General features: G+C 71.7%; 18 protein-coding genes and 1 pseudogene. 6 read left to right on the forward strand and 13 right to left on the reverse strand.

What is annotated here, in order from left to right; genetic code table 11:
• Positions 1-67 precede the first annotated feature (67 nt).
• A pseudogene (locus tag OO67_RS17715) lies at positions 68-576 on the forward strand (YbaK/EbsC family protein).
• Complete coding sequence (locus OO67_RS17720; protein WP_033301433.1) at positions 573-1,424, forward strand: EamA family transporter; 852 nt, start codon at positions 573-575, stop codon at positions 1,422-1,424. The pseudogene OO67_RS17715 and the gene OO67_RS17720 overlap by 4 nt, the downstream one beginning before the upstream one ends.
• A 10-nt stretch (positions 1,425-1,434) precedes the next feature.
• On the opposite strand, the gene OO67_RS17725 is transcribed toward OO67_RS17720, so the two are convergent.
• From OO67_RS17725 to OO67_RS17750, 6 genes are all read right to left on the reverse strand, one after another.
• The gene (locus tag OO67_RS17725; protein WP_033301752.1) at positions 1,435-2,031 is read right to left on the reverse strand and encodes a hypothetical protein; all 597 of its coding nucleotides are present in this window, start codon (positions 2,029-2,031) and stop codon (positions 1,435-1,437) included.
• The gene (locus OO67_RS17730; protein ID WP_033301435.1) at positions 2,024-2,839 is read right to left on the reverse strand and encodes an SDR family NAD(P)-dependent oxidoreductase; all 816 of its coding nucleotides are present in this window, start codon (positions 2,837-2,839) and stop codon (positions 2,024-2,026) included. Before OO67_RS17730 ends, OO67_RS17725 begins: the two co-directional genes overlap by 8 nt.
• Positions 2,836-3,996 (reverse strand): serine hydrolase domain-containing protein, encoded by a 1,161-nt coding sequence (locus OO67_RS17735; protein WP_033301436.1) that lies wholly within the window; start codon positions 3,994-3,996, stop codon positions 2,836-2,838. The genes OO67_RS17730 and OO67_RS17735 overlap by 4 nt, the downstream gene beginning before the upstream one ends.
• A gap of 77 nt (positions 3,997-4,073) precedes the next feature.
• Entirely contained in the window at positions 4,074-4,844 is a 771-nt protein-coding gene (locus tag OO67_RS17740) for an energy-coupling factor ABC transporter ATP-binding protein (RefSeq protein WP_033301437.1), read from the reverse strand.
• On the reverse strand, positions 4,841-5,602 hold the full coding sequence (cbiQ, locus tag OO67_RS17745; RefSeq protein ID WP_033301438.1) for a cobalt ECF transporter T component CbiQ: 762 nt from the start codon (positions 5,600-5,602) through the stop codon (positions 4,841-4,843). Before cbiQ ends, OO67_RS17740 begins: the two co-directional genes overlap by 4 nt.
• Before the next feature lies 1 nt (position 5,603).
• Positions 5,604-6,665 carry an energy-coupling factor ABC transporter permease gene (locus OO67_RS17750; RefSeq protein ID WP_033301440.1) on the reverse strand — a complete coding sequence of 354 codons (1,062 nt, stop codon included), beginning with the start codon at positions 6,663-6,665 and terminating at the stop codon, positions 5,604-5,606.
• Positions 6,666-6,842: 177 nt separating this feature from the next.
• Here OO67_RS17750 and OO67_RS17755 point away from each other — a divergent pair, with 177 nt between their 5' ends.
• A complete protein-coding gene (locus tag OO67_RS17755; RefSeq protein ID WP_033301441.1) occupies positions 6,843-7,211 on the forward strand; it encodes an SsgA family sporulation/cell division regulator in 369 nt (122 codons plus the stop codon).
• 160 nt (positions 7,212-7,371) lie between these two features.
• On the opposite strand, the gene OO67_RS17760 is transcribed toward OO67_RS17755, so the two are convergent.
• Together OO67_RS17760 and OO67_RS17765 are read right to left on the reverse strand one after the other, a co-directional pair.
• Positions 7,372-9,585, reverse strand: a complete 2,214-nt coding sequence (locus OO67_RS17760) for an MMPL family transporter (protein ID WP_033301442.1) — start codon at positions 9,583-9,585, stop codon at positions 7,372-7,374.
• A 149-nt stretch (positions 9,586-9,734) separates the two neighbouring features.
• Positions 9,735-10,307, reverse strand: coding sequence for a TetR/AcrR family transcriptional regulator (locus OO67_RS17765; RefSeq protein WP_033301445.1), 573 nt, complete (start codon positions 10,305-10,307; stop codon positions 9,735-9,737).
• Positions 10,308-10,485: 178 nt separating this feature from the next.
• On the opposite strand from OO67_RS17765, the gene OO67_RS17770 reads away from it, so the two are divergent.
• Positions 10,486-13,917, forward strand: coding sequence for a S41 family peptidase (locus OO67_RS17770; protein WP_033301448.1), 3,432 nt, complete (start codon positions 10,486-10,488; stop codon positions 13,915-13,917).
• A 161-nt stretch (positions 13,918-14,078) separates the two neighbouring features.
• Here the strand turns inward: OO67_RS17770 and OO67_RS17775 are convergent, their stop codons facing one another.
• The 4 genes from OO67_RS17775 to OO67_RS17790 all read right to left on the reverse strand — a co-directional run bounded on the left by OO67_RS17775 (position 14,079) and on the right by OO67_RS17790 (position 17,729).
• On the reverse strand, positions 14,079-14,288 hold the full coding sequence (locus OO67_RS17775; RefSeq protein ID WP_033301450.1) for a hypothetical protein: 210 nt from the start codon (positions 14,286-14,288) through the stop codon (positions 14,079-14,081).
• An 86-nt stretch (positions 14,289-14,374) separates the two neighbouring features.
• Positions 14,375-15,259, reverse strand: a complete 885-nt coding sequence (locus tag OO67_RS17780) for an SDR family oxidoreductase (protein ID WP_033301453.1) — start codon at positions 15,257-15,259, stop codon at positions 14,375-14,377.
• Entirely contained in the window at positions 15,256-16,212 is a 957-nt protein-coding gene (locus tag OO67_RS17785) for an alpha/beta fold hydrolase (protein ID WP_033301456.1), read from the reverse strand. The genes OO67_RS17780 and OO67_RS17785 overlap by 4 nt, the downstream gene beginning before the upstream one ends.
• Complete coding sequence (locus tag OO67_RS17790; protein WP_033301459.1) at positions 16,209-17,729, reverse strand: flavin-containing monooxygenase; 1,521 nt, start codon at positions 17,727-17,729, stop codon at positions 16,209-16,211. The genes OO67_RS17785 and OO67_RS17790 overlap by 4 nt, the downstream gene beginning before the upstream one ends.
• Before the next feature lie 169 nt (positions 17,730-17,898).
• On the opposite strand from OO67_RS17790, the gene OO67_RS17795 reads away from it, so the two are divergent.
• A complete protein-coding gene (locus OO67_RS17795) occupies positions 17,899-18,528 on the forward strand; it encodes a MerR family transcriptional regulator (RefSeq protein WP_033301461.1) in 630 nt (209 codons plus the stop codon).
• 101 nt (positions 18,529-18,629) lie between these two features.
• Here the strand turns inward: OO67_RS17795 and OO67_RS17800 are convergent, their stop codons facing one another.
• Positions 18,630-19,445, reverse strand: a complete 816-nt coding sequence (locus OO67_RS17800) for an exodeoxyribonuclease III (protein ID WP_033301463.1) — start codon at positions 19,443-19,445, stop codon at positions 18,630-18,632.
• A 50-nt stretch (positions 19,446-19,495) separates the two neighbouring features.
• Here OO67_RS17800 and OO67_RS17805 point away from each other — a divergent pair, with 50 nt between their 5' ends.
• The gene (locus tag OO67_RS17805) at positions 19,496-19,975 is read left to right on the forward strand and encodes a GNAT family N-acetyltransferase (protein ID WP_033301465.1); all 480 of its coding nucleotides are present in this window, start codon (positions 19,496-19,498) and stop codon (positions 19,973-19,975) included.
• Positions 19,976-20,057 lie beyond the last annotated feature (82 nt).

Genomic DNA, 20,057 nt, shown 5'->3' on the forward strand with positions numbered 1-20,057 from the left:
TGACGGTCGGCCCGGCCGTCGGAAACGCTGTGGTCCGTCCCCGCGACGATTCAGTAGCGTGCCGGGTATGAGCACTTCCGACGCCACCCCCGCCACGACCTCGTCCGACGCCCATCCCCGGTTCGCCGAAGCACTGCGTGTGCTGGGCCTGGACGTCGAGGTACGCCGCTTCCCCGACGCCACGCGCACCGCGGTCGAGGCCGCCGCGGCGATCGGCTGCGAGCTCAGCCAGATCGTCAAGTCCCTGATCTTCCAGGCGGACGGCGTACCCGTCCTGGTCCTGATGGACGGCGCCTCGCGGGTCGACATGGAGCTCGTGCGGAGCGAACTGGGCGCCGGGAAGGTCGAGCGGGCGCGGGCGGACCTGGTCCGGGAGACCACCGGATCGCGATCGGCGGGGTGCCGCCCTTCGGCCACCGTACGAAGACCCGGGTGCTGGCCGACCGGGGGCTCCTCGGCCACACCGTGGTCTGGGCGGCGGCGGGCACCCCGCACACGGTCTTCCCGCTCGACCCGCAGAGCCTGGTCGCGTACGCCGGCGGAACCGTGACGGACGTACGCGAGCGGACGGTGTGACCCCGCTGGTGGTGGCGGCTGTCCTGGCCGCCGCGATCACGCACGCGGGCTGGAACGCCATCGCCCACGCCATACGTGACCAACTGCTGTCCTTCACCCTGATCTCCGGCGGCGGGGCGCTGGTCGGGGTCGCGCTGGCCTGCTTCGCGCCGCTTCCGGCGGCCGGTGCCTGGCCGTATCTGCTCGTCTCCGCGGGCCTTCACGTGGCGTACATGCTGCTGCTGATGCGGTCGTTCAGCCTGGGCGACTTCGGCCAGACGTATCCGATCGCCCGGGGCACGGCCCCGCTCGTCGTGACGGTGCTGGCCGCCGTCTTCGTCGGGGAGCGCCCGGACGGCTGGGCGACGGCGGGTGTCGCGGTGGCGTCGGCGGGGCTCGTCGGGCTGGCCCTGTGGGGCATCCGCGGCTCCGGCGGGCGCCCTCACCGGCCGGCGATCCTGGCGGCCCTCGCGACGGGCCTCGCCATCGCCGGATACACCACGGTCGACGGGGTCGGGGTACGCGCCTCGGGGACACCGGCCGGCTACATCGCCTGGCTGATGACCGTGCAGGGCATAACCATCCCCGCGTACGCCTACTGGCGCAGGCGGGGCGGACTGGCAGCCCGGCTGCGGCCGTTCGTGGCGCGCGGACTCCTGGGCGCGGCCCTCTCGGTCGGCGCCTACGGTCTCGTCCTGTGGGCGCAGACGAAGGCCCCGCTCGCCCCGGTCGCCGCCCTCCGCGAGTCCTCGATCATCGTGGGTGCCGCGATAGGGACGCTGTTCTTCAAGGAACGGTTCGGGGGGCCGAGGATCGCCGCGGCCGGGCTGATGGTGCTCGGCATCGGGCTGATGCTGCACGCCAGTTGAACGGCAGGCATCAGAACTTGCCGGACTGCGTTCCGGTGCGGTGCCCCAGCCTGGCGCGGAACTCCGTGAGGAAGCGGACGCCGAGCGGCGGCCACCCCCAGAAGTCGAAGGCGAGTGCACCGAGGTCGAATTCGGGTCCGAAGTCCCACTCCGTGACGGGTACGGGAACACCGCAGGCGGGGCACGGTACTTCGCCCCGCCCCGTCGCCTTCCACGCCTCGATGCCCTCCCGGAACGGCTGCCAGACCTCCTCGTCCGCCTCGAACGACTCCGGATAGTCGATGACGACGGTGCGGGCCGCGCACCGAGGGCAGGTCACCGAATCCGCCTCGTCCTCGCCCTGGCCGCCGACGTGGTGGGCGCGACCGACGAGTACGGCCACCGGGCCGGGCAGCCACGAGGGGTCCGAGGCATCGGCCACCGCCCTCGCCCAGTCGGGCCCGGGCACGTATCCGTGGTCGGTGGACGGGCTGTACACGCCGTCCCCGCTCGTCGCGCGCGTGATGATCCCCTCGGCGGCCAGCCAGTCGACCACCCGCCCGGCGAGCGGCCCGGCTTCCTCGGCCGTCGCTTCCAGATCGACCACGCGCTCGAAGAAGTCACCCACCGGTGCCACCCGTGCGCTCGTCCCGGCCACCCGACATCGCCGCGCGGAAGCCCCTGTTGACGGCGAGGAGGCCGCCGTCCACCCGCAGGGTGATGCCGGTGATCCAGGCCGCGTCCCGGGAGGCGAGGAAGGCGACGGCGGACGCGATGTCGTCCGGTTCGCCGACCCGCCCGAGCGGGTAGAGCGCGGCGGCCCGCTCCAGTTCGGCGTCGCGGCCCGCCCAGGCGTCCGTGCGGATCGTGCCGGGTGCGACGAGGTTGACGCGTACGCCACGTGGTCCCGCGTGGCCGGCGAGCGTGCGGGTCAGGCTGGCCAGGCCCGCCTTCGCGGCGCTGTAGGCGTGGCCGCCGAAGTCCTGTTCGCCGTTGACCGAGCCGATGTTGACGACGGCGCCCCGGCCGGAGGCCACCAGGTGCGGCAGTGCGGCGCGGGAGCAGCGGTAGGGGCCGGTCAGCGTGATGTCGAGGGTGCGGGCCCAGGGTTCGTCCGCCTCGTCCTCGAAGAGCGCGGCGTCGTCGTGGTTGGCGTAGGCGTTGTTGACCAGGATGTCGAGCCGCCCGAAGGCGGTGACCGCGTGGGCCACCGCCGCGTCGACCGCCGCCGCGTCGCCCACGTCGCAGGCCAGGGCTTCGGCGGTGCCGCCCGCTTCGCGGATCCCGGCCGCCGTGCGCCCGGCGCGGCCGGCGTCCAGGTCGGTGACCAGGACGGCCGCACCCTCGGAGGCGAGCCGGCGGGCCGTGGCCGCCCCGATGCCCTGTCCCGCGCCGGTGAGGAGCGCGGCGTACCCGTGGAAGCGAGGAGGAGTCATAGCGCCGACCGTACTGCTCTGACCAGGGCCTGGGCACGGGGGTCGGCGGTAACTCCCTTCTGCAGGCCGTTCGTCACGTAACCGAGCGCGATGCCCGATTCGGGGTCGGCGAAGCCCAGCGAACCACCGCGGCCGGGGTGCCCGAACGACCCGGGGCCGAGCAGCGGCGCCGCCGGGCCGTGGAGCATGTAGCCGAGGCCGAAACGGGTACTGACGACCAGTACGCGGTCCGGGCCCGTGGATTCCTCGGTGCGGGCCAGGGTGAGGGTGGCGGGGGCGAAGAGGCGCTGTCCGTCGACCGCGCCGATCATCGCGGCGTAGCAGCGGGCGAGCCCGCGTGCGGTGGCGACGCCGTTGGAAGCGGGGAGTTCCGCGGCACGGTAGGCCCGGTCGTTCTCGTCGGGGAAGGGGTCGATCGCCCCGAAGGCGAGGCGGGTGAGCGAGGCCGGGTCGCTGTAGGCCTCGACGACGGAGCGTTTGGGACGGGTGCGGAGAGCGCCGCCGCCCTCCACCGCCGGGGCCTCGACGGGGCCGATGCGTCCGATCCGGTGCGCCTCGTCGGCCGGGAGGCCGAACCAGAAGTCCAGTCCGAGCGGGCGCGCGATCTCCTCGGCGACCCAGCGTCCGATGGTCCGCCCGGTGACCCTGCGCACCAGCTCGCCGATGAGCCAGCTGTAGGTCTGGGCGTGGTACCCGTGATCGGTGCCGGGCTCCCACTGGGGCCGCTGGGCGGCCACGGCCCGCGGCCCCGACACCTGGTCCGCGGCCTCCCCGGGCGTCAGCGTCGCGTCGAGGGCGGCCAGCCCCGCGCGGTGGGCGAGGAGGTGGCGCACGAGGACGCGCTCCTTGCCGTTCGCCTTGAACTCCGGCCAGTACGTGCCGACGGGGGCGTCGAGGTCCACCTGTCCGCGCTGGTGCAGCAGCAGCGGTACGGCGGCGGCGACGCCCTTCCCGGCGGAGCGGACGATCTGCACGGTGTCCACGGCCCAGGGTTCGGTGCCGTCGACATCTCTCGTCCCGGCCCACAGGTCCACGACCTTGCGGCCGTGGTGGTAGAGGGCCACGGCCGCTCCCCGTTCCCCGCGCTGTTCGAAGTTACGGACGAAAGCGTCCCGTACCGCCTCGAATCCCGGCGCCACCGTGCCCCGTACGTCCACGCCTACTCCCGCGCTCCCGCTCATCTCCCCATGGTGCATCGCGCGGCTGGTGCAACGGGTGCCGGGTCACCATCTGTTCACGGACGCGGTACGGACACGGAACGCGGGTCGAAGCCGAAGGGCAGCTCCAGCCGGTGCCTGCGCATGAGTTCGTCGTCGCACAGCAGTTCCTGTGTGCGGTCGTCGGCGGCGATCACCCCGTCGCTGAGGATGACGGAACGCGGGCAGAGTTCAAGGGCGTACGGCAGGTCGTGGGTGACCATCAGCACGGTGACGTCCAGGGAGCGCAGGATGTCGGCGAGTTCGCGGCGGGAGGCCGGGTCCAGGTTGGAGGAGGGCTCGTCCAGGACGAGGATCTCCGGCTCCATGGCGAGGACGGTGGCGACGGCGACCCGGCGGCGCTGTCCGAAGGACAGGTGGTGCGGGGGCCGCGCCGCGTACTCCTCCATGCCGACCCGCCGCAGCGCGGTCACGACCCGCTCCTCCAGCTCGGGGCCGCGCAGTCCCGCCGCGGCGGGTCCGAAGGCGACGTCCTCACGGACGGTCGGCATGAAGAGCTGGTCGTCGGGGTCCTGGAAGACGATGCCGACGCGGCGGCGGATCTCGGCGAGGTGCCGCTTCCCGACGGGCAGCCCGGCGACCCGGACGGTTCCGGCGCCCGCGTCGAGGATGCCGTTGAGGTGCAGGACGAGGGTGGTCTTGCCCGCGCCGTTGGGGCCGAGCAGTGCCACGCGTTCGCCCCGGGCCACGGTCAGGTCGACGCCGAAGAGGGCCTGGTGGCCGTCGGGATAGGCGTAGGCGAGGCCGCTGACCTCGAGGGACGGGGCGGGGGCGGTGGGCAGGCTCATAGGGTCCATCCCAGCAGACAAACGACGAGGGCGAGGGCGGGGAGTGCCGCGGCGTGCGCCCACTCGGTGCGGGAGGCGGTCACGTCGTCGATCACCGGCATGGTGCCGGTGTAGCCGCGGCTGACCATCGCGAGGTGGACGCGTTCGCCGCGCTCGTAGGACCGGATGAAGAGGGCGCCCGCCGTCTTGGCGAGCACGCCCCAGTGCCGTACGCCCCTGGCTTCGAAGCCGCGTGAGCGGCGGGCGACCGACATCCGGCGCAGTTCGTCGGTGATGACGTCGCCGTAGCGGATCATGAAGGACGCGATCTGGACGAGCAGGGGCGGCAGCCGGAGGCGCTGGAGGCCGAGGAGCAGCGAGCGCAGTTCGGTGGTCGAGGCCAGGATCACCGAGGCCGCCACCCCGAGGGTGCCCTTCGCGAGCACGTTCCAGGCGCCCCAGAGGCCGGGGACGCTGACGGAGACACCCAGCAGCTCGGTCTGCTCGCCGGGCACGACGAAGGGCATGAGGAACGCGAAGGCGACGAACGGCACCTCGATGACCAGCCGCTTCAGCAGGAAGCCGGGCGGGATCCGGGCCACCGCGGCGGCTGCGGCGAGCAGCGCGGCGTAGACCGCGAAGGCCCACACGGCCTCGCGCGGGGTGGAGACGACGGCCACGACGAAGCAGAGGACGGCGGCGAGCTTGCAGTGCGGGGGCAGAGCGTGGACGGGGGAGTGCCCGTGCCGGTAGAGCTTGTGTGCGTGGCCGGCGCCCATGTCAGACGGACTCGGTGGTGCGGGAGTGGGGTGCCTCCGGCGTACGGCGCCGGCGCACGGCCCAGAACACGCCGCTGCCGACGGCGACGGTGACGCCCACGCCGATCACCCCGGCGAGGCCTCCGGAGACGCGGGCGTCGCTGACGTCCTTGACGCCGTAGTCGGCGAGCGGGGAGCCGGCGGCGTCGTGTTCCTGGACCTTCTCGTCGATGCCCTTGTCGGCGGCGACCTTCTCCAGGCCGTCGGGGTTCGCGGAGGCGTAGAAGGAGACGACGCCGGCGAGGACGAGCGCGGCGGCCAGGCCGGTCGCCCAGACCTTGCGCGTGGAGCGGGCCGCGGCGGGGGCGGGAGGGGCGGCGGGGGCGGCCGGGGCGTCGACGAGTTCGCCGTCGACGCGGAGCTTGAGCGGAGCGGCGAGTCCGCGAGCCCCGTGTACGAGGTCGGGGCGCACCGCGATCACGGCACCGACGGTCAGCGCGGTGATGGCCGCCTCCCCGATGCCGATGAGGACATGGACACCGGTCATCGCCGTGAGGACCTTGACGAAGGGGACGTCGGTGGTCCCGCCGACCGCGTAGACCAGGGTGAACGCGACGGCGGCGGCCGGCACCGAGACCAGCGCGGCCACGAAGGACGCGACGGTCGTCGAGCGGCGGGTGCGGGGCAGCACACGGGTCAGCCCGCGGAAGACCACGTAGGCGACGACGGTGGTCACGACCCCCATCACCGTGATGTTCACGCCGAGCGCGGTGAGGCCGCCGTCGGCGAAGAGGATGCCCTGCATCAGCAGGACGACCGCTATACAGAGCACGCCGGTCCACGGCCCGACCAGGATCGCCGCGAGCGCCCCGCCCAGGAGATGGCCGCTGGTGCCCGCCGCGACGGGGAAGTTCAGCATCTGCACGGCGAAGATGAAGGCGGCGACGAGTCCGGCCAGCGGGGCCGCCCGTTCTCCCCCGAGTTCCCGCCGCGCGCCGCGGAGGCTGACAGCGACCGCGCCCGCCGCGACGACACCGGCGACAGCGGAGACGGGTGCGTTGATGAATCCGTCGGGTACATGCATGGAGTGGCTCCGCTTTCGGGGGTACTGCCGGCGGGGTCGGAAAACGCTCCATGATAGAGCCCTGTTGCAAATAGTTCGCAAGAGCACAGGGATGACAACTACCACATCCCCGACGTGCCCAAATGGGAGAATATGGGACATTAGGGGAAGAGATTTTCACACAGGAGGAGCCGGCCCATGTCCCTCGTGATTCAAGAACACGCCCGCGCCCGGCTCATCACCGACGGCCCCGACCCCCGGCTGGTCCCCGTCGAGCTGCGCTTCGAGCCCGGGGAGCCGCAGACCCTCCACGTCCGGCTCCCCGGCGGAGTCGACTGGGCCTTCGGCCTCGACCTCCTGGAACGCGGCCTGCGCTCCCCCGCCACCCGGGACGACATACGGGTATGGCCGTGCGGCCGGGCCCAGCTGGTCCTGGAACTGCACGCGCCGGACGGGGTCGCCGTCTTCCAGTTCGACAAGGCGCCCCTCATCCGCTTCCTGGCACGGACCCGCGCGGCGACGGTGAAGCGGCCGGCAGCCACCACGTCCACCGCCGCCCGCGCCTGAACGGGCGGGAGCCCCCGTGCCGCGTGCACGGGGGCTCCCTGTCGCCCCGGTCCCCCGTCCCCACAGGTAACCGGCGCTCCGGGGACGCGTTCCGCTCGGACGCGGACCCCGGGGCCTGTACGGTGCGCGCCGTGGCCCGCGCCACGACGCGCACCGTGGGTCATACGCGGACCAGCTCCCGCTCCCCGCCGCCTTCGGCCGGGCCGTCGGCGAGGTCCTTGCGCAGGCCCTCGCCCTCCACGTCCACGTTGGGCAGGAGGCGGTCCAGCCGGCGCGGCAGCCACCAGGCGCGCTCGCCGAGCAGGGCGAGCACCGCCGGCACGATGGCCATCCGCACCACGAAGGCGTCGAAGAAGACGGCGATGGCCAGCGAGAAGCCGATCATCTTGATCATCGACTCGCTGGAGCCGATGAAGCCGGCGAAGACGGCCATCATGATCACCGCGGCCGCCACGACCACCCGGGCCCCGTGCCTGAAGCCGGTGACGATCGCCTGGCCGGGCGTCTCCCCGTGGACGTACGCCTCGCGCATCCGCGTGACCAGGAAGACCTCGTAGTCCATGGCGAGTCCGAAGACCACACCGATCATGAAGATCGGCATCATGCTCATGATCGGGCCGGTCTGCTCGACCCCGAAGAGCGAGGCGAGCCAGCCCCACTGGAAGACCGCGACGACCGCGCCCAGGGCCGCGACGACCGAGAGCAGGAAGCCGAGGGCCGCCTTGACCGGTACCAGCAGCGAACGGAAGACCACCGTCAGGAGCAGGAAGGCCAGTCCGACGACGAGTGCCAGGTAGGGCAGAAGCGCGTCGTTCATCTTCTGCGAGAAGTCGATGTTCATCGCCGTGGCACCGGTGACCAGCACCTCGGCGCCGGTGTCGCCCTTGACGTCCGTGCCCGCGTCACGGATGGCGTGGACGACGTTCTCCGTGTCGGTCGAGCTCGGCCGGTCCTGCGGGATGACGGGGATGGTCGCGGCGTCGCCGGCCTTGTTGAAGGTGGCCGGGGTGACGGCGGCGACGTGGTCGATGCCCTCGATCTCCTGGGAGACCTGGTCGACGGCGGCCTTGCCGTCCGAGCTGTCCTCGGTGTCCACGACCACGAGCAGCGGACCGTTGAAGCCGGGACCGAATCCGTCGGAGAGCAGGTCGTAGGCCTGGCGCTGCGTGGTGCTCTTCGGCTGCGAGCCGTCGTCCGGCAGGCCCATCTCCAGCGAGGCGGCCGGAACGGCGATGGCTCCGAGGCCCACGACACCGACCAGCAGCACCCACACGGGCTTCCGCAGCACGAAGCGCGCCCAGCGGACACCCATGTTCGGCTTGGCGTCCGGCGCGTTCTCCGCCTCGGCGGCCTTGCGGGCCTTGCGGCCCATGATCCGCTTCCCGGCGAAGCCGAGCATCGCGGGGACCAGGGTGAGCGCGATGAGGACGGCGATCACGACGGTCCCGGCGGCGGCGAAGCCCATCTTCGTCAGCATCGGGATGTCGACGACGGCGAGGCCGGCCAGCGCGATGACGACGGTCAGGCCCGCGAAGACCACGGCGGACCCGGCAGTACCGGCGGCCCGTCCCGCCGCTTCCTCCCGCTCCCGGCCCTCGGCCAGTTCGGCGCGGTAGCGGGAGACGATGAACAGCGCGTAGTCGATGCCGACCGCGAGACCGATCATCATCGCGAGCGTCGAGGTGGTGGATCCCAGGTCGAGCACGTTCGCCAGGGCCGTGATCAGGGAGACACCGATACCGACGCCGATGAGGGCGGTCAGCAGGGGCAGCCCCGCGGCGATCAGCGACCCGAAGGTGATGACCAGCACGACGGCCGCGACGGCGACGCCGATGACCTCCGTAACGCCGGTGTGCGGCATGACCTGAAGCGCGTCACCGCCGATCTCGACGGACATCCCGCCGCTCCGCGCGGCCTCGCCCGCGTCCTCCAGCGCCTCGCGCGTCCCGTCGGTGAGCTCCATGGAGCTCACCTTGTAGGAGACGGAGATGTAGGCGGTCGAGCCGTCCTTGCTGACGGCGTTCGCCGCGTACGGGTCGGCGACCGAGGCGATCTGGTCCGAGCCGGACTTCAGCTCGCCGACGATCTTCTGGATGTCGGCCTTGTTGGCCGCTGTGGTGACCTTCTCGCTCTCGGGTGCCTTGAAGACGACCCGGGCGGTGGCGCCGTCGGCACTGCCTCCCGGGAAACGCTCGTCCAGCAGGTCGAAGGCCCGCTGGGCCTCCGTGCCCGGGATCGAGAAGGAACTGGACGTGGCGGTGGACGCGGAGGCGGCACCGAAGCCCGCCAGCGCCAGCAGCGCCACCCAGATGAGAGCGACGTAACGGCGCCGCCGGAAGGCGAGCCGTCCCAGTTTGTACAGGAATGTAGCCACGGAGGGGTTACTCCCGGTCAGGTCGTGGAGTGGAAAAGGGCGTGAGGAACCAGCCCGACGACGAGAGCGGCGTGTCAGGTGGAGCGTCGGAGACGGATACGGGTGCTGCAGGTGGTCGGTACGGGGCGTGCGACCCGCACCGGGGGACGTCAGACGCCGAGGGCGGGGAACACCACGGATTCGACGTAGTCGGTGAGGAACGCCTGGTCGACGGGCCGGCTGTCCACCAGCTCGCGAGCGGCGAAGGCGCCGATCATCATGTGCGGGACATAGGGGAGCGCCGGGTTGCCCGGACGCACTTCTCCTCTGTCCACGGCCCGCTGGAGCATGCTTCCGAGGCCGGTGATCTCCGGCTCGATCAGCAGTTCCCGCAGCGCCTGGAAGAGATCGGGGTTGTCGTGGACGGCATGGCTCAGACCCCGCATCAGCGCGGAGTTCTTCTCCATCTCGCAGTCGTCGGTGCGCGCCATCACGGCGAGGAAGTCACCGCGGAGCGATCCGGTGTCGACTTCGGCAAGGTGCACCGGCTTGTTGCTCCGGAGCGCCTTGACGACGAGCTCGGCCTTGCTCCCCCACTGGCGGTAGAGGGTGGCCTTGCTGGAACGGGTGCGGGCGGCAACGGCGTCCATGGTCAGGGCTTCGTAGCCGACCTCGCCGAGCAGATCGAGCACAGCGGCGTACAGCTCGCTCTCGCGTTCGGGCGTGAGCCGGCTGCGTGCCATGGGTCGACCTCCTCTTCCTTGCGCCTGCTGGATCGTACGCCAGCCGAAGATCCACTAGCGGAACGAAACTGTTTCGTACACTTCGAAGATACTCCCCGCCCTCAGCGAAACGAAACAGTTTCGCTTGTGTCCTGCACCACAAGTTGCCGCGGGCCCTTCGCGCGGAAAGCATTGGAGGGTGAGTGACGACGTCGCGTATCTCCGTTTCCCGCACCTCCACAAGGACTTGCTCTGCTTCGCGGCGGAGGACGACCTCTGGGTCGCCCCTCTCGCCCCGGAGGGGCAGCGGCCCGGCCGGGCGTGGCGGCTGACTGTCGACCGGACCAGGGTCGGTCATCCGCGCTTCTCGCCCGACGGACGCCGTATCGCCTACACGACCTGGCGCACGCTCGACCCGGAGATCCACCTCGCCCCCGTCGACGGCGGGCCCGCCCGCAGACTCACCTACTGGGGTTCGACCGACGCCCGGGTCTGCGGCTGGAGTCCCGACCCCGGGGACTCGTCCCAGATCCTCGCCGTGTCCTCCCACAACCAGCCGTTCTCGTACTTCTCCTGGGCGTACAGCGTCCCCACCGACGGCAGCCCCGGCGGCAAGCTTCCCTGGGGGCCGGTGTCCGACATCGCGGTCGCCGACATCGACGGCACCCGGCGCACCCTGCTCCTCACCGGAAAGCCGCCGCACGAGCCGGCGGCCTGGAAGCGGTACCGGGGCGGCGCCACGGGCCGGCTGTGGCTGCACGGCGAACGGCTGCTGCCGGACATCGGCGGGCACCTGGAGGCGCCGATGTTCGTCGGGCGCCGGATCGCCTTCCTCTCCGACCACGAGGGCGTCGGCAATCTCTACTCCTGCCTGATGGACGGCAGCGACCTGCGGCGGCACACGGACCACGACGCGTTCTACGCACGGCACGCCTCCAGCGACGGCAGCAGGGTCGTCTACCAGTGCGGCGGCGACCTGTGGCTGGTCGAGGATCTGGAGTCGCCGGACGCGCTGCCCCGGAAGCTGGAGGTGCGGCTCGGAGGACCACGGACGGGCCGGCGTACGTACCAGGTACCGGCGTCCAGCCATGTCGACTCGCTGTCCGTCGACGAGACGGGCCGGGCGAGCGCCGTCTCCGTACGCGGCAGCCTGTACTGGCTCACCCACCGCGACGGCCCCGCCCGCACGATCGCCGACACCCCGGGGGTGCGGGTCCGGCTGCCGTTGATGCTCGGCAGCAGCGGTCAGGTCGCGTACGTCACGGACGCGGAGGGTGAGGACGCCGTCGAGATCGCCCACCTCCCCAGGGCCAGCGGCGACCGACCGCCCCGCAGGCTGGCCGCCGGACAGCTGGGCAGGGTCCACGAGCTCATCTCCGACCCGGAGGGCGAGCGGCTGGCCATCGCGTCGAACGACGGCCGGCTGCTGCTGCTGGACACGAGGGAGGAGCCGGTGGACCTGGGCGAGGGCTCCCTCGAGGAGGACGGCACGGAGCCCGCCGAGGCCGTGGCCCCGCCGAGGACCGTCGCCCCGCTGGACGTCCTCGCCCCGCCGGAAACCCCCGGCGTCGGGGCCGGGAGCTCCGGGGCCGAGGCCACCGGAACGGGCCTCACCGAACTCATCCGCTCGCTGAACGGCCCGGTGCGCGATCTGGCCTTCTCCCCGGACGGTCACTGGCTGACCTGGTCGCACCCCGGTGTCGGCCGGGCGCTGCGGCAGATCAAGCTGGCCCGGATCACCGGCCCCGGCGCCCCGGTGACAGTCGATGTCACCAACGGCCGCTTCGAGGACGAGAACCCCGTCTTCACGGGCGACGGCCGCTATCTCGCCTTCCTCTCCTGGCGAGGGTTCGACCCGGTGTACGACGTCCACACCGGCGACCTCTCCTTCCCGCTGGGCTGCCGCCCGTACCTGGTCCCCCTCTCCTCGGCCACGCCCTCCCCCTTCGCCCTGCTCCCGGACGGCAGGCCCGCGGCGGGCGGCCTCGACCCGGTCGACATCCCCGAGGGCCCCGTCGAGGGGTCGACGGTCATGGTGGAGTTCGAGGGGCTGGAGAACAGGGTGACCCCGTTCCCGGTCTCCGCGTCGAAGTACTCGGGACTCCAGCCCGTCAGCGGCGGTGGCCTCGTCTGGCTGCGCTGGCCGATCTCCGGCGCACTGGGGGAGACGTTCGCGAATCCGGCGGACATGTCGGGCCGCCCCACCCTGGAGCACTTCAACATCGCCAAGGCCCGCAGGACCGAACTGGTCGGCCACCTCGACTGGTTCGCGGTCAGCGGTGACGCGACCCGGCTGGTCGTCATGGACGACGGCGAGCTGCGCGCCGTACCGTCCAACGAGCCCGGCGACAACGACACGACCGTCTTCCTCGACCTGCGCCGCATCCTGCACGACGTCGACCCGGCAGCCGAGTGGCGGCAGGCGTACGGGGAGGCGGGGCGCATCATCCGGTCCTACTTCTGGGAACCGGACATGTGCGGCATCGACTGGGACGGCGTACTGGAGCAGTACCGTCCGCTGGTCGAACGCGTCGCGTCCCCCGACGAGTTCGCCGATCTCCTGCGCGAGGTCCTCGGCGAGCTGGGCACCTCCCACGCGTACGTCTCGCCCGCCCGCCGCAACGAGGGCCCGCCGCACTACCAGCGGGCCATCGGGCTGCTGGGCGCCAACCTCGTCTGCCGGGACGGCGACTGGACGGTCCAGCGCATCCTGCCCGGCGAGTCATCCGACTCCAAGGCCCGCTCGCCGCTCGCAGGTACGGGCATCCGGGAGGGAGCCGTCCTCACCCACGTGGACGGCCGGCCGGTCGACCCGGTGGCAGGGCCGTACCCGCTGCTGACGGCGGCGGGCGGCACCACGGTGGAGCTGACGTTCCGCCCGGCCGGGGGTGAGTGCGGCGGCCGGTCCCGGCGCATCGCGATCGTCCCCCTGATCGACGAACGTCCGCTGCGCTACCAGGACTGGGTGGCCAAACGCCGCGAGGTCGTACGGGAGTTGAGCCACGGCAAATGCGGGTATCTGCACATCCCCGACATGGGCGGCTCCGGCTGGGCACAGTTCAACCGTGACCTGCGGCTGGAGGTGTCGCGCCCCGCGCTGATCGTGGACGTACGGGGCAACGCGGGCGGCCACATCAGCGAACTGGTCGTCGAGAAGCTCACCCGCACGATCCTCGGCTGGGACCTCACCCGCAACGCCCAGGCGGTCTCCTACGCGTCCAACGCGCCCCGGGGGCCGGTCGTGGCCCTCGCCGACGAGGCCACGTCCTCCGACGGGGACATGATCACGGCCGCGTTCCGGCTGCTGGGACTGGGGCCGGTGGTGGGCCAGCGCACGTGGGGCGGCGTCGTCGGGATGACCGGGCGCCACCGGCTCGGCGACGGCACGGTGATCACGGTGCCGATGAACGCGGCCTGGTTCGACACGTACGGCTGGTCCGTCGAGAACCACGGCGTCGAGCCCGACCTGGAGGCACTGCGCACACCGCTGGACTGGGCGGAGGGCCGCCACGCGGTGCTGGACGACGCGGTCAGGGTGGCCCTGGACCTCCTCGCCGCCCACCCCGCGGCCACACCCCCGACCTACGACACGGCCCCGGACCTGCGCAGGCCCCCACTCCCCCCGAGGTGATCCACCGCTCGCCATGAGCGGTGGTCCGGGCAGTGCCCCGGCGCGGGACCGCACCACACCCCCCACCCGCACACCACGCACCCGCACACCACGCACGAGAAGGGGCGTACCCGGAAGTCCGGGTACGCCCCAACAGACCGCAGACGCTGGCGCGTCGGCCGTCAGCGCTCGAAACGCTCACGCGTCTGGTCCGCCGCGTCCTGCGCCCGGTCCCGCGCGCCGGGCCGACGGCCCTGCGTCTGGTCCGAGGCGCGGTCCGAGCGGTCGGAGGAACGCTCACGCGCCTCGTCGCGCTTGCCGCCGGCCTTCTGCTGCTTGGCCTGGTCGGCGAGCTCCTGCGCCTTGTCCTTGAACTGGTCTGCGATACCCATGCTGTTCACTCCTATGTGGGTGCGTGGGGTTGGCCCCGGTGGGACCTCGATCAGACTTACACACCCGGACATTCATCGCATTTCGATCATCCGCGCCGGACTCGCGCCTGCTGGTCAGCCTCGCCGCCGGCCCCCACCAGCCCCTTGCTCACGCCGTCGAGCCGAGACCCGAACCGCTTCATCTCGCGCTGCCCGACGGTCCCTATCACCGCCGGCAGGTACCCCCGGATCGACTGCATCCCGCGCAGCCACCACTGGGCGTACACGTGCGGGGAGCGCCGTTCGATCCCCGCCACGATCCGGTCGACCGCCGGACCCAGAGGGTAGGTGCGGTTCGTCGGCCACGGCAGCCGCTGCCTCAACTCCCGCATGACGTCGTCCTCGTCGGCACCGCGCACCATGTCCGTGTCGGTCCAGGACAGGTAACCGACGCCGACCTTCACGCCCCGGTAACCCACCTCGCCGCGCAGGCAGTGCGCGAACGCCTCCACACCCGACTTGGACGCGCAGTACGCGCTCATCATCGGCGCGGGCGTGATCGCGGCCAGCGACGCTATCTGGAGGAAGTAACCGCGGCTCTCCATCAGCACCGGCAGGAACGCCCGCGCCGTCACCGCGCCGCCTATCAGGTTCACCTCGATGACCCGCCGCCACGCCTCCGGGTCGGAGTCCACGAGCGGGCCGCCGGTGGCGACGCCCGCGTTCGCCACGACGACGTCGATCTTGCCGAAGCGCGCCTTGACCTCCTGGGCGACCCGGCTCATCGCCTCGTGGTCGGTGACGTCCGCGTGCCAGTGGTCGCTGTCCGAATGCAGCCGTTCCGAGACCTTCTTCAGCTCGTCCGGCTCCAGGCCGACCAGCGCCAGTGTGGCGCCCCGCGCCGAGAGCTTCCGGGCCAGCAGCTCGCCCACTCCGCGCGCCGCGCCCGTGACGACGACAACCTGTCCTTCGAGACTCCGCCTGCCGCTCATGCGATCTCCTCCTCGCGCACGGCTGCCGCCGTGCTGCCCGCACCATCCACAGTGACGTACAAGGCCACCAGCTCGCGGAGCTTCGCCGTGACCACCTCGGGCGCCTCGACCGGGGTCATGTGACCCATACCCGCCAGCTCGGTGAGCCCGAGACTGTTCGGCAGCGCCGCCTCGACGGCCCTCGCGTGCACGGGCGGCGTCAGCCGGTCCTCCGTACCCGCGATCACCGCGGTCGGCAGCCGCAGCTCCCGTAGACGCGCCTCGAGGTCGAGCTCCGCCAGCACGTGCCCCCAGGCGACACGTGCGCCGCGCGGACACGCATGGACGATCCTGGCACAGGCATCCACCCGGTCCGGGGCGGAACCGCGCCCCATCGTGGCGTACTTGAGGATGGCCCTCGACACCGCGTTGACGGGACCGAGCGGCGCACGCGCGCCGAGGACCGCCGCGGTCATCCGCGTGCGGAAGGCGCCGGCCCTCAGCGGCAGCACCAGCGACTCCGCCGTCAGACGCGAGCTGCCTGTGCTGCACAGCAGCACGGCCGCCCCGTGCTCCCGCACGGCGTCGCGGCCGGCCGCCGCCATCAGCGTCATCCCGCCCATCGAGTGCCCGCCGAGCACCGCCTTCTGCCCCGGCGCGAGTGTGGCCTTCAGTACCGCTTCGAGGTCGTCGGCCAGCGCACGCGTGCTGTATCCGTCAGGTCCGGCCTCGGGCGTACGGCCGTGACCCCGCTGGTCGTAGACGACGACCCGGTGGTCCACGGCCAGGTCCCGCACCTGCGCGTCCCAGAAGCGGGTGTTGCAGGTCCAGCCGTGGGCCAGGACCACGGCCGGCGCGCCCTCGGGGCCGTGCAGTTCGACATGGAGGCGCGAGCCGTCGGCGGAGACGACGCTCAGCTCACGCACGGGCACGGGCACGGGCGGGGTGTTCGCGAGGTGCGTCAGCCGGCTCATCGTGCGGCCTCCTCGGCCACGGCCTGCGCCGCGGACCGGGTGACGGAGGGCCGGACGACGTCGTACTCACCCAGGTCGACCGAGCGTGTGGCCCTCCGGAATTCGGCCGTGGTGCCCGGCCAGACCGTGGTGTTGCGCCCGTTGTCGTCGAGGTACCAGCTGGTGCAGCCGCCGGTGTTCCAGACGGTCCGCCTCATCCGGTCCTGGACCCGCCGGTTCCAGGCGCCGACGGCGGCGGGCCGCGCGTCGAGTGCGGCGCGCCCGCCCAGGACGTCCAGCTGGCGCATGTAGTCGGCCAGGTAGTTCAGCTGGGACTCGATCATGAGGATCATGGAGGAGTTCCCGAGCCCCGTGTTGGGGCCGATGATCGTCATGAAGTTGGGGAAGCCGGCCGCGGTCGCACCCCGCAGCGCCTGCATCTCGTCCTTCCAGGACTCGGCGAGGGTGATGCCGTCGGCGCCGACGACGCGGGTGGCGATCGGCATGTCCGTCACGTGGAAGCCGGTGCCGAGGATGATCACGTCGGCCTCGGTCTCCGTACCGTCCGACCCGACCAGGGTGGAACCCCGCACCTCGGAGAGGCCGGAGGTGATCACGTCCACGTTGGGCTGCGCGAGCGCCGGGTAGTAGGCGTTGGAGAGCAGGATGCGCTTGCAGCCGATGCGGTACGAGGGGGTCAGCTTGGCCCGCAGCGCGGGGTCCTTGATCGCCCGTGCCATGTTCGACTTGGCTATCGTCTCGACGAGGCCGAGCTGGTTGGGGTGCTTCGTGAAGGCGCCCACCTGCAACTCCCGGATGCCCCACAGGAGTCCGCGACGCGCGGTGGCCGTGAAGGGAAGCGCGCGGTGCAGCCACTTCTCGGCGCCGCTGATGGCACGGTCCATGCGCGGCATCACCCAGGGCGGGGTCCGCTGGAAGAGGGTGAGCCGGCCGGCCTTCGGCTGGATCTCCGGGACGATCTGGATCGCGGAGGCTCCGGTGCCGATCACGGCGACGCGCTTGCCGCTCAGGTCGTAGTCGTGATCCCACCGGGCGGAGTGGAAGACCTTGCCGGGGAAGTCGGCGAGCCCCGGTATGTCCGGCAGCTTCGGGTCGGAGAGCGGACCGGTGGCGGACACGACCGTGTCGGCGGTGATCGTGGAGCCGTTCGCCGTCTCGATCACCCAGTGCAGCTCGTCGTTGTCCCAGCGCATGACCGTGACTTCGTGGTTGAGCCTGATGTGCGGACGCAGCCCGAAGGTGTCGGCCACGTGCTCCAGGTAGGCCCGTATGTGCTCCTGTCCGGAGAAGGTGCGCGGCCAGTCGGGGTTGGGCGCGAACGAGAAGGAGTACAGGTGGGACGGTACGTCGCAGGCGCAGCCCGGGTAGCTGTTGTCCCGCCACGTGCCGCCCACGGCGTCGGCGCGTTCGAGGACCAGGAAGTCGGTGATGCCTTCACGGCGGAGCCGGACCGCGGCTCCGAGGCCCCCGAATCCGGATCCGATCACCGCCACTCGTACGTGTTCGTGCTGGGCCATGCTGCCGCCTCCCCGCGGTACGTGACACGACTCTGCCAGCAATCACTGGCATTGTTGGGAGGGTAGAACAGCTCCGTACTGATGGGTAGGGGTCGGGGCGAGGAAAGTTACCGGCGGTACAACATAGGGTGCGGGTGTGGCTGAAGGACGCGAGCACCGTGAGTACCGCATGGAGGAGCTGGCCGAGGAGGCCGGCATCACCGTGCGCACCCTGCGCTTCTACCGCGAGCGCGGCCTCATCCAGCCGCCCCGCCGCGAGGGGCGCATCGCCTGGTACGACGACCATCACCTGGCCCGGCTGCGCACCATCACGGGCCTGCTGGAGCGGGGTCACACCCTCAACGGCATCGCCGACCTCGCCACCACCTTCGACAGCGGCCGCGATGTCGCCGAGGTACTGGGCCTGGGCGAACCGACCGAGGAGACCCCGGTCCGGCTCACGCCCGAGCAGCTCGCCGACTACTTCCAGGACCAGGCCACGGCGGAGAACCTCGCCGCCGCCATGGAGCTGGGCTACCTCGGCACAGACGGCGACGAGATCGTCCACATCAGCAGGCGCCTGCTGGACGCGTCGTCCGAACTGGTGCGTGCCGGGGTCCCGCTCGACGCCGTGCTCTCCTCGGGCCGCCAGGTCCGCGAGCACGCCGACGCCCTCGCCGACCTCTTCGTACGCGTCCTGCGCGCCCACACCGCGCAGACCGAGCCGGAGCAACTGCGCACGCTCGCCCAGGCGGTGGTGGACGCCGAACTGTCGATGGCCCTGGACCGCCGGCTACGCGAGGACGATCAGCAGGCGTAGCCGACCGCCGGCCGCGCGAGGACCATCAGCACGCGCAGCCCACCGCCGGCCGCGCGAGGACCATCAGCACGCGCAGCCCACCGCCGGCTACGCGAGGACGATCAGCGCTCGTAGGTGACCGTCACCGGCGCGTGGTCGCTCCACCGCTCGCCGTGCGTGGCGGCACGCTCGACCCAGGCCTTCACGGCACGGCCGGCGAGGCCGGGGGTGGCCACCTGGTAGTCGATCCGCCAGCCCGCGTCGTTGTCGAAGGCCCGGCCACGGTAGGACCACCAGGAGTACGGCCCCTCCTCCTCCGGATGGAGCGCGCGCACCACGTCCACGTACGCCGCCTCGTCGAAGACCCTGGTCAGCCACTCCCGCTCCTCGGGGAGGAAGCCGGAGTTCTTCTTGTTGGCCTTCCAGTTCTTGAGGTCGGCCTCACGGTGCGCGATGTTCCAGTCGCCGCACACGACGACCTCGCGCCCCTCGGCCGCCGCCCGCCCCTTCAGTCCCTGGAGATAGGGAAGGAAGGCCGACATGAAGCGCTCCTTCTCCTCCTGCTTCTCCGTGCCCACCTCGCCTGACGGCAGATAGAGGCTGGCGACGGTCACGCCCGGGAGATCCACCTCGACGTAACGGCCGGCGGTGTCGAATTCATCACTTCCCGGGACGTCGAACCCACCGAACCCGACCTGGACACGCTCCGGCGCGTGCCGCGAGTAGACGGCGACTCCCGCGCGGCCCTTGGCCGCGGCCGGGGCGTACACGACGTGCCAACCCTCCGGCTCACGCAGCTCTTCGGGAAGCTGCTGCGCTTCGGCGCGGACTTCCTGGAGGCAGATCACATCGGCCTCGGTCTGCCCCAGCCACTCGGCGAAGCCCTTCTTCGCGGCGGCACGGAGCCCGTTCACGTTCACGGTGGTAACAGTCAGCATCCAGGTACAGTACCTACAGGCGGGCAGTGCATACCTGTACCATATGTCGCATGAATGTCCGCCCTCGGCCCTTCGACCACCCCGATGCCGTCAAACTCAACGACCTGGTGCAGCTCGAATACGCCGAGCGCTACGGCGACGAGGGCGACGTCACACCGCTCGACGCCACCATGTTCGATCCGCCTCGCGGACTGTACCTGCTCGCCTACGACGAACAGGACCGTCCCCTGGCCACCGGCGGCTGGCGCAGCCAGGAGCAGAACGACGAGGGCTACTCCGACGGCGATGCCGAGATCAAGCGGATGTTCGTGATCGCCGAGGGCCGCGGCCGTGGCCTCGCGCGCCGCATCCTCGCCGCCCTGGAGGCCGACGCGCGTGCGGCGGGCCGCACCCGCATGGTCCTGGAGACCGGCGACCAGCAGCCCGAGGCGATCGCGCTGTACACGTCGAGCGGCTACACCCGCTGCGAGAAGTTCGGCCACTACCGCACGTACGACAGCAGCATCTGCATGGCCAAACCGCTGGCCTGAGAACCTTCGCGCCCTCGCCGCATACCGTGGGAGGCACCCCTCAGGCGGCACTCCGGCGGTCGGCGGCCTTCCGGCGCTCGCC

Origin of the sequence: Streptomyces atroolivaceus (genome assembly GCF_000717025.1) — a bacterium.
Lineage (GTDB): Bacteria > Actinomycetota > Actinomycetes > Streptomycetales > Streptomycetaceae > Streptomyces > Streptomyces atroolivaceus.

Coding starts and splice junctions, on each gene's coding strand:
- OO67_RS17730 (WP_033301435.1), bottom strand. CDS start 2,839: ATGACTCCTCCTCGCTTCCACGGGTACGCCGCGCTCCTCACCGGCGCG.
- OO67_RS17740 (WP_033301437.1), bottom strand. CDS start 4,844: ATGAGCCTGCCCACCGCCCCCGCCCCGTCCCTCGAGGTCAGCGGCCTC.
- cbiQ (WP_033301438.1), bottom strand. CDS start 5,602: ATGGGCGCCGGCCACGCACACAAGCTCTACCGGCACGGGCACTCCCCC.
- OO67_RS17750 (WP_033301440.1), bottom strand. CDS start 6,665: ATGCATGTACCCGACGGATTCATCAACGCACCCGTCTCCGCTGTCGCC.
- OO67_RS17755 (WP_033301441.1), top strand. CDS start 6,843: ATGTCCCTCGTGATTCAAGAACACGCCCGCGCCCGGCTCATCACCGAC.
- OO67_RS17765 (WP_033301445.1), bottom strand. CDS start 10,307: ATGGCACGCAGCCGGCTCACGCCCGAACGCGAGAGCGAGCTGTACGCC.
- OO67_RS17775 (WP_033301450.1), bottom strand. CDS start 14,288: ATGGGTATCGCAGACCAGTTCAAGGACAAGGCGCAGGAGCTCGCCGAC.
- OO67_RS17780 (WP_033301453.1), bottom strand. CDS start 15,259: ATGAGCGGCAGGCGGAGTCTCGAAGGACAGGTTGTCGTCGTCACGGGC.
- OO67_RS17785 (WP_033301456.1), bottom strand. CDS start 16,212: ATGAGCCGGCTGACGCACCTCGCGAACACCCCGCCCGTGCCCGTGCCC.
- OO67_RS17790 (WP_033301459.1), bottom strand. CDS start 17,729: ATGGCCCAGCACGAACACGTACGAGTGGCGGTGATCGGATCCGGATTC.
- OO67_RS17795 (WP_033301461.1), top strand. CDS start 17,899: ATGGAGGAGCTGGCCGAGGAGGCCGGCATCACCGTGCGCACCCTGCGC.
- OO67_RS17800 (WP_033301463.1), bottom strand. CDS start 19,445: ATGCTGACTGTTACCACCGTGAACGTGAACGGGCTCCGTGCCGCCGCG.
- OO67_RS17805 (WP_033301465.1), top strand. CDS start 19,496: ATGAATGTCCGCCCTCGGCCCTTCGACCACCCCGATGCCGTCAAACTC.